Origin of the sequence: Candidatus Ichthyocystis sparus (genome assembly GCF_900078745.1) — a bacterium.
GTDB lineage: Bacteria > Pseudomonadota > Gammaproteobacteria > Burkholderiales > 2013Ark19i > Ichthyocystis > Ichthyocystis sparus.
In genome coordinates, this window is sequence record NZ_FKII01000057.1 from 1 (window position 1) to 9981 (window position 9981).

A 9981-nucleotide genomic window follows, 5' to 3' on the forward strand; every position below is an offset into this window, starting at 1 on the left:
AGATTTGTACGTGCTCTTGATGGTGTTAGAGTATTATCAAGTTCTTCTGATCGTAGGTTAGTTCCACTAATTGGAGGTGAGTTACTAAGTTTTTTATTAGAATTAGATCGAGTCGTTCATAAGACGGTGGAGTGTATATTTGATTCGTTATGGAATAAAATAACTAATGATAAAGTTTTTGCCGAACTAGAAGATGGATCATTGAGTGATGTTAGTTGTGAGGATTTTATTAGAGTCCTCGATGTTGCTGGTATCCCTATAGTAGCATTTTCAATTTATCAAGTACATAATGACAAAAATGTTCAAGTACGTGTGAAAAAATGTGCGATAAGTGAGAGTAAGACATCAAAGAGTAGTAGCAAACGCGTGAAGGGTAAGAAGGGGTCAGTGATTGATACTACTAATCTTGCTCATTCTTCAGTTGCCTCTCTTTCACAACTTCAGTCTCAGCCTGAATTAACTTTCCAGCTCCAGATTCAACCTGAATCTTCTTTGACTCTTGTTACTGAGTCTGTTGCTATGCCAACTGTTTCTGATCAATCTAGTTTTATCATTAGTGGGGATATTTTAGTCTCGGTCGCGGAAGGTGTTGCTTCTGATTTGGTAGTTGTAGATGAATTATCTGTTGAACCTTCATCTTCTTTTTCACCTTTGCCTTTGCCTGCACCTGCATCTGATCTGGTAGTAGCCTCTGATATTTCCCCACCTTTGTCACCATCAGCTAAAGGGTTGTTCGCAGCTGATGTTGTTTCTGCGTCGATGGGGGCAGAGGATGATTCACTTTCTCCTCCCTCCTCGCCTTCGATTGAACCTTCATCTTCATCTTTATCTTCATCTTCATCTCCATCTTCGGCGGGATTAGATGGAGATATTTCCTTTTCCTCTTCCTGTCCAGATTCACCTGTATCGACTGGAGAAGTTGAATTAACTGCGGAAGGTGTTCTTTCTGCGTCCTTGGGAGCTTCAGTAGGTGAATCAGCTCCTGTGTCCTCATCTGAGCAACTAATAGTTCCAATACCTGTATCTTCTTCTGTTTCTGCTTCTGTCAGTAAATCTTCCATGGCAGCTAGTAGTAGTTCTTCTAGGTACTCTCATGGACCTAAGAAAGCATTTATTATGCGATCAGTTAAGGAGCAGCCTTTTGAGGTGCCTATGAGTAGAGGGATATCTGCTGGACCTTCCTCTTCTACACCTGTGGATATTAGTAATGTTCCTCTAGTGGCTGTTGTTACCGATACTACTGCTGAGGAGGATGTGGGAGCGAGATTGGCAGCATTGTTGAATCGAGGCCTGCCACCTTCACCACCGCCTGCTGGTGAATCTAGTGGGACTACGAGAGGTGGCAGAGGAGGGTTATCTTCTTCACGTCGCGGTGGTGCTCAGAGATTGAGAGGACGTAGAAGGAAAAGGAATAGTTAATTGCTAAGAATTGGTCTTGCTTTCTTATTATTAGCATCACGTAATTTTATGAGTTTGCTGTGAGCAGGGGTTTATTTTTTGTTATGTTTGGTTCGGTTAGTTTTTTTATATGTCCCATGATTAAATAGGAGTAGCTTGTTTTTTTGGAGTTAGTGCTTCATGGTGTGTTTAACATTGGTTGACCAGTGGTTAGTAAGATTTGTGAAATTAAAAATAAATTTCACGTCATTTACTAAGCGCATTATTTTTCATTTGTGAATTTTTTTATTTACGTAATTTATCCTAATTTAATGAAGTAATAATTCATAACAGAATTGTATACCAGGAGATACATTGGGCGTTTGCGTTGCATGTGATGCACGATTGTTAAGTTTGTATGGTTTTTGTACACAAGTATAGTGGTACTGTGTGACGAGTGACGTGAGTTGATGTTTGTCTTTTTTTGTATTGCTTGAATTTGTTTTGCTATTTTTAATGTAGGACATTTGTTCTATTTTCGGTTAGATAATGGCAATGCTATGCTCGCATGTTGATTGTTGATGCATATTTGTGCAATTAATGGTTATTTATTGTATGTAAATTTTTGTTTTTAAGCTATATACAAGCGCGTATTGCGGACGAGGTAGTGTTTTTACTGTGTATGTGGTAGTTCGTGTGCGTTGATTGAAGTGCAATAACTTGGGGCACAAGAGTGATAGTATACGACTTTGTCTCTGATTAAGTTCCTATTTGTGGTGCTGAGTGCATTTGGTTGTTGGACTGTACTTACTTCTCTTTTTTCTGTAGTGTTGGTGCGTGAGTCGATACTAAAAATAATATAGATGACAAATAATAAATATAAAGAGAGCTTGTTATGTATCCTGTATCATCTGTAACCAGTAGTGCTGCTGCTTTTGTTGGTGCCCCAGATAGTGGGGATGATGCTGGAACCAGTGGAGTAATTTTACAGGGTGGTGATTTGCAGCAGGTTGAGGTTACGACTTTACCTGCTGCCGTGGGTAAGGGGGTGAGTACCGGGGGTAAGGGTAAGGCTCAAAAATCAGCCGCTGATTTGGATGTTTTAGGTTCGTTGGGAGTTGTATTATCTTCTGATAGCGCCCAAGTAGTCTCAGATATCTTTCTTAAAACTGATGCATTCGCTAGACTTACTTATAAGCGTATGGTAGCCAAACAGCTCCCATCGAGTGTTAGTGAGAAACTTACTATTACTGGACGAGCTGTCTGGTACTTTACCTATAGGGCAATGTGTGAAAATAATTTTGTGTCCAGATGTATTGGTGAGTACCACCACAGGCACCGCCCCGATTTCATACGTTCTCTTCCTAGCGTTCAAGTGTTTTCTAGTTCTCCCGACCGTGGTTTAATTCCATTAACTGGAGATAGGTTATCAGATTTTTTATCGAGATTGGATTGTGCTATCCATAGTAGGGTGAAGTCTGTTTTTAACTCTTGTTGGAGTGAAGTTTCTGTTACTCTGGAAGAAGAGTCCTTGAATGCCGTTAGTTGTAAAGATTTTACCGATGTTCTAGACATTGCCGGTATTCCTCCATTGTCATTATCTGCGATGGTAGCAGCCAACGCAGGACGTGAAATAAATAAAGGCACGGGTAAATGTGCTACAGCATCAGAATCTGTTCAGTTTTCTTCTGTTGGAGGTCCTGATGGTGAATCTTATTCTGATACGATAGCAGCAAAAAGACACAAGGATGGAGGTAGTGTTTCTGTTCCTACTTGTGCTGAGAGAGTTATTGTTCGTGCTCCTGTTTGGATGCCACCACCTTCTTCTGAGACTGATGTTATAACTTCTTCTACACTTCCACCCCCTGCTCGTGCTTCGCTATCTGTTCGGAGCGTTTATTTGCTGGGTATTAAGTTACATTCTGATAGTGCTGAATTAACTGATAAGATTTTTGATGAAGCTCGTAAGTTTGCCAGACAGTCTTTCATGCATTCTATGTCTAGTTACATTTTAACGATATTTAATAGTGAACTTCCGGTGATTGGGAAAGCTATTTGGTTCAAAACCTATAAGGAAGTGCATCTATACAAATTTATGTGTAAGTTTATTTGTATGTATCATTATAGGCATCATCCTAACCTTATACGTGCTCTTGATAGTATTAGAGTATTGTCAAGTTCCTCTGATAGTGAACCAGTGCCATTAAGTGGAGTGGAGTTGCTAGATTTTTTATCGAAGCTGGATTGTGCGATTCGTAGGGAAGTGGATTATATATTTAGCTTGGAGTGGGATAAATTAGCTGATTCAGTTTTTGCTGAACTAGAAGATGGATCATTGGGAGATGTTAGTTGTGAGGATTTTATTAATGTTCTAGATGTTGTTGGTGTTCCTGTAGTAGCATTTTCAATTTCTCAAAGATATGGGTATCTGAGACCTGTAGTAAGTAAAAGTAGAGAGAGGTTAGGAAGTGGTAATAAATGTGCGATTGACACGGGGTCAAGACCTTTGTTACTGCTAGAGGGGGGGTGTGACCAATCTTCCTCTAAATTTGTTAAATTGCTTTTTTATAGAGATCAACCTGGTAGCGTGTCTGCGACCAGTACTGCCCCTACAGTTGTAACACCACCTGAAGATAAGGGATCTTCTTTGCCTGTTACTAAAACTACTTCAACTACTGTTAATATTACTACAGCTAAGGGGGTGTTGAGTACTATTGGTAAAGGTAAGGGGGTGTTGTGTACTAGTAGTAAAGGCAAAACTCCTGCTCTGAAACGTGGCACTTCTATTTCTTCTTCAGCTTTTACTATTGATTCGGATGTTTTGGGTTTGCTGGGTGTTATGCTATCTCCTAATGGTGTTCGAGTAATTGAAGATCTCTTTTCTAAGATGGATGCACTTGCTAGACTTACTTACAAGAGCATGGTAGCCAAGCAACTACCATCAGATGTGAGTGGCAAACTTACTGTGACTGGACGGTACATTTGGTACTTTACCTATAAGGTGATGTGTGAAGATAGTTTTTTATTCAAGTGTCTTGGTAAATATCATTATAAGCACCGCCCTAGTTTTATACGTGCTCTTCCTAACATTAAAGTATTGTCTGATTCTACTGACCATAGTGCAGAGCCATTAGTTGGGGATAGGTTGTTAGATTTTTTATCGGTACTAGATGGTGCTATTAGTAGCAAGGTTAAGTCTATTTTTAACTATTATTGGAGTGAAGTTTCTGTTTCTCTAGAAGAGGGGGGCTTGAGCGCCGTTAGTTGCAAAGATCTTATCGATGTTCTAGACACTGCCGGTGTTCCTCATTTGGCATTATCTGCAGTCATATCAACCAATGCAAGACGTGAAAGAAGTAAAGTAACTGCTAAATGTACGACATCAGAAATCAGTGTTATTCCTCCATTGGTATTGTCGGCAATGATAGCGGCCAGTGCAGAATGTGAAAGAAGTAAAGGCACTGCTAAATGTACGACATCAGAAGCTAGTGTTACAGGACTTACGCATCCTTTGCCTTCCAGTTCTCAATCATTATCACTTCAGTCTAACCCTGGGTTGTCACCTCGTGCCCTCTCTCAATCTAAGTCACAATTAGGGTCTTCTTTGCCATTAATGGAGGCTCCTGGTACATCTTCTGAATTAATCCTATCCTCTTCTGTTGTAGATTATGATGATGGATCTTCTTCTAACAAATGTGTCGATTTATTGGGTGTTAAGTTACATCCTGATAGTGCTAAATTAGTTCTTCAGCTTCTTCATGACATTTATAAATCTTTCAAACGTTCTTTCTCTCATTCGATACAAGGCCACATCTTAGAGACTTTGGGTAGTGAACTTTCGGTGGTTGGGAAAGCTATCTGGTGCAAAACCTATAGGGAACAGCATTTACATAGATTTATGCATAGGTCCATTTGTATATATCATTCTAAGCATCGTCCTAGCTTTATACGTGCTCTTGATGATATTCGAGTATTATCAAGTTCTTCTGATTGTAGGTTAGTGCCATTAGTTGGAGGTGGGTTACTAAGTTTTTTATCAGAACTAGACTGCACCGTTCATAAGACTGTGGAGTATATATTTAATTCGTTATGGAGTGAAACAACTGATACAGTCTTTGCCGAACTAGAAGATGGATCATTGAGTGATGTTAGTTGTGGGGATTTTATTAAAGTCCTCGATGTTGCTGGTATCCCTATAGTAGCATTTTCAATTTATCAAGTACATAACAAAAGAAATGCTCAAATACGTGCGAAAATGCGTGCTAAAAGACGTGCTAAAAGACGTGCTAAAAGACGTGCGATAAGTGAGAGTAAGACATCAAAGAGTAGTAGTAAACGCGAGAAGGGTAAGGGGGCAGTGATTGATACTACCGATCTTACTCATTCTTCGGTTTCCTCTCTTTCGCAACTTCAGTCTCAGCCTGAATTAACTTTACAGCTCCAGATTCAACCTGAATCTTCTTTGACTCTTGTTACTGAGTCTGTTGCTATGCCAACTATTTCTGATCAATCTGGTAGTGTATCTGTGACTGATACTATCTCTATTTCTGTAGTATTGCCTGGTGCTGAATCTCCTTCTGTTACTGAGTCTGTTGCTATGCCAACTCTCTCTGGCGATTCTTTTTTGATCATTAGTGGGGATGTTTTAGTTTCGGTCGCGGAAGGTGCTGCTTCTGATTTGGTAGTTGAAGGTGAATTATCTGTTGAACCCTCATCTTCTTTTGAACCTTCATCTTCTTTTTTACCTTTGCCTGCACCTGCATCTGATCTGGTAGTAGCCTCTGATATTCCTCCCCCTTTGTCACCATCAGCTAAAGAGTTGGTCGCAGCTGATTATGCATCTATGGGGGCAGAGGATGATTCACTTTCTCCTCCCTCTTCACCTTCGATTGAACCTTCATCTTCATCTTTATCTTTATCTTCATCTCCATCTTCTGCAGGATTAGATGGAGATATTTCCTTTTCTTCTTCCTGTCCAGATTCACCTGTATCGACTGGAGAAGTTGAATTAACTGCGGAAGGTGTTCTTCCTGCGTCGTTGGGAGCTTCAGTAGGTGAATCAGCTCCTGTGTCCTCATCTGAGCAACTAATAGCTCCAATACCTGTATCTTCTTCTGTTTCTGATTCTGTCGGTAAATCTTCCATGGCAGCTAGTAGTAGTTCTTCTAGGTACTCTCATGGACCTAAGAAAGCATTTATTATGCAATTAGTTAATGAGCCTTTTGAGGTGCCTATGAGTAGTGGTATTTCTGCTGGACCTTCCTCTTCTACATCTGTGTATATTGGTAATGTTCCGCTAGTGGCTGCTGTTGCCGATACTACCGCTGAGGATGTGGGAGCGAGATTGGCAGCATTGTTGAATCGAGGCCTGCCACCTTCACCACCACCTGCTGGTGAATCTAGTGGGTCTAGAGGTGGTAGAGGAGGGTTATCTTCTTCACGTCGCGGTGGTGCTCAGAGATCGAGAGGACGTAAAAGGAAAAGGAATAGTTAATTGCTAAGAATTGGTCTTACTTTCTCATTATTTGCATAACATGATTTTATGAGTTTGCTGTGTGCAGGGGTTTATTTTTTGCTATGTTTGGTTCGGTTAGTTTTTTTATATGGCCCATGATCAAATGGAGGTCTCTTGTTTTTTTGGGGGGGCTGGTGGTTAATGGTGTGTTTAACATCGGTTGTTCAGTAGTTAGTAAGATTTGTGAAATTAAAAATAAATTTCACATCATTTACTAGGTACATGACTTTTCATTTGTAGATTTTTTATTTACGTAATTTATCCTAATTTAATGAAGCAATCATTCATAACAAAATTGTATACCAGGAGATACACTAGGTGTTTACGTTGCACGTGAGTTTTAAAACACTCATGCGAGTGCAGGTCTTGTGTGCAGCGGATTGTTCTACGTAAGAGTTGTAGTTCATGTAAGTGCCGTATTTGTATTATGTTAGTTGATAGTTAACTGCCGTGTATTATTCTGTTTATGTTTATTTGTATTGCTTGAATTTGTCTTTCTATTTGCTATTTTTAACGTAGAACGTTTGTTGATGTTTGCTAACAGTGGCGTTGTCGCGTGCGTTGTATTGGTTTGATGTACGAGGATGATGGAATACGGTCCTGACTCTGATTATGTTCCTATCTGTGGTGATTATGTGCGCTTGATTGTTGATTTGTACCCACCGCTATCCTTTTGGTAATGTTGGTCTATGAGTTGACACTAAAAACAGTAAATGACAAATAATAAGTATAAAGAGAGTTTGTTATGTATTCTATATCTGCAACCAGTAGTGCCGTTGCTCCTGGTTGTTACCCAGAGAGTGAGGATGATAGCAGTAATAGAGATGGCACTTTACAGGGTGGTTATTTGCAGAAAATTGAAGCTTTTCCTGCTGTTACTGTTGGTGATGGGATGAGCACTAAGGATAGAGGCAAGGCTTCTTCCCAAAAACATGGCACTTCTGTTGTTGTTTCTTCTTCAGCTGTTACTATTGATTCGGGTGTTTTGAGTTCACTGGGTGTTGTTTTACCTCCTGAGAGTGAGCAAGTAATTGAAGATATCTTTCTTGAAGTTGATCTATTCGCTAGAAGTACTTACAAGAGTATGGTAGCCAGACAACTTCCATTAAGCGTGAGTGACAAGCTTACTTTGACTGGACGAGCTATTTGGCACTTTACCTATAGGGAAATGTGTGAAAGTAATTTTGTATCAAGGTGTATTGGTGAGTACCACCATAAGCACCGACCTGATTTTGTACGCTCTCTTCCTAACATTCAAGTATTATCTAATTCCCCTGGCCGTAGTGTGGTGTCATTAACTGGGGGGGGATTGCTAGATTTTTTGTCGAGACTAGATGCTGCTATCCACAGTAAGGTAAAGTCTGTTTTTGCCTCTTGTTGGAGTGAAGTTTCTGTTACTCTGGAAGAAGAGTCCTTGAGTGCTGTTAGTTGTGGAGATTTTGTCAGTGTTCTCAACATTGCCGGTATTCCTCCTTTATCAATGTCGCAAATGTTGATGGCTGAGGCAAAAAGTGCAAGAAGAAAGGGTCGTGCAAAAAGTAGAGGCACGATTGAGTGTGCGGCATCGGGGGTTAATGCTACTGATCTTGCATACTCTTCCCCTTCCGGTACCCAATCATTACCATCTCATCCTTGCACTGAATTGTCATCTACTATGCATTCTCAATCTGAGTCGCGAGCAGAACCTTCGTTGCCATCAGGAGAGGCTTCTGGTACAACTTCCGAATTGACTTTTTTATCCTCTGTTGGAGATTCTGGTGTCGAATTTTCTTCTGATCTGATTGCAACTAAAGTGCACAAGGATGATGGTGTTTCTGTTTCTACCAGTACTGATACAGGGGTTGTTCTTTCTACTGTTGAGGTACCACCTATTCCTTCTGAAGCAGCGATTACCTTAGCCTCTTCTGCAATTTCGCCATCCTACCATTGTGCTTCACTGTCTGTTCAATGTGTTCATTTGCCAGGTATTAAGTTACATCCTGATAGTGCTAAATTGATTGGTGGGATCTTTTGTGAAATTCGTAAATTTGCTAGAAGTTCTTTCTCGCATTCGATATTTAGTTATATTTCAACAATGTTTAATAGTGAACTTCCGGTGATAGGGAAAGCTATTTGGTTAAAAACTTATAAGGAACTGCATCTATCAAAATTTATGTGTAAGTTTATTTGTGTGTATCATTATAGGTGTCATCCTAATCTTATACGTGCTCTTGATAGTATTCTAGTATTGTCGAGTTCTTCTGATAGTAGACTAGTTCCATTGAGTGGAGTTGAATTGCTAGGTTTTTTATCGAAGCTAGATTGTGCTATACGTAAGGAAGTGGAATCTATATTTGACTTTGAATGGAATGAACTAGCTGATAAAGTTTTTTCTGAACTAGAAGATAGATCGTTGGGCGATGTTGGTTGTGGAGATTTTATTAATGTTCTAGATGTTGTTGGTGTTCCTGTAGCAGCGTTTTCAATCTATCAAAGATATGTATATCCAAGATGTCTTATAAGTAAAGGAAAGAGTTTAGGAAGTGGTGGTAGTGAGTGTGCAGTTGATGTTACGGAGTCAAGATCTTTATTGCTACCAGGTGAGGATTGTTATAAATCTTCTTCTAAATTTGTTAAATTTCCTAGAGATCAATCTGGTAGTGCATCTACTACTAGTGCTGTCTCTAAAGTTGTAACCTCACATGGAGGTACCGATCTTTTTTTGCCTGTTACTGATGAAATTACTTCAACTATTGCTACTACTACAACAGGTAAGAGGTTGAGTACTAGTAGTAAAGGTGAATCTCCTGTTCCTAAATGTGGCTCTTCTATTGATGTTTCTTCTTCAGCTCTTACTATTTTTGTTAAATTTCCTAGAGATCAATCTGGTAGTGCATCTACTACTAGTGCTGTCTCTAAAGTTGTAACCTCACATGGAGGTATCGATCTTTCTTTGCCTGTTACTGATGAAATTGCTTCAACTATTGCTACTACTACAACAGGTAAGAGGGTGAGTACTAGTAGTAAAGGTAAATCTCCTGTTACTAAATGTGGCGCTTCTATTGATGTTTCTTCTTCAGATTTTACTATTGATTCAGATGTTTTGAGTT

The 9981-nt window shown here is 39.7% G+C and carries 3 protein-coding genes; all 3 read left to right on the top strand.

Going from position 1 to position 9981, the window contains the following annotated elements:
- Positions 1-1419 (top strand): hypothetical protein (locus A6733_RS09005; RefSeq protein ID WP_176696782.1); only part of this gene is annotated, 1419 nt, incomplete at its 5' end.
- An 853-nt stretch (positions 1420-2272) separates the two neighbouring features.
- Positions 2273-6871, top strand: a complete 4599-nt coding sequence (locus A6733_RS05730; RefSeq protein WP_092460649.1) for a hypothetical protein — start codon at positions 2273-2275, stop codon at positions 6869-6871.
- A gap of 766 nt (positions 6872-7637) precedes the next feature.
- Positions 7638-9981: hypothetical protein (locus A6733_RS05735; protein ID WP_141663467.1), on the top strand; the 2344-nt coding region annotated here is incomplete at its 3' end.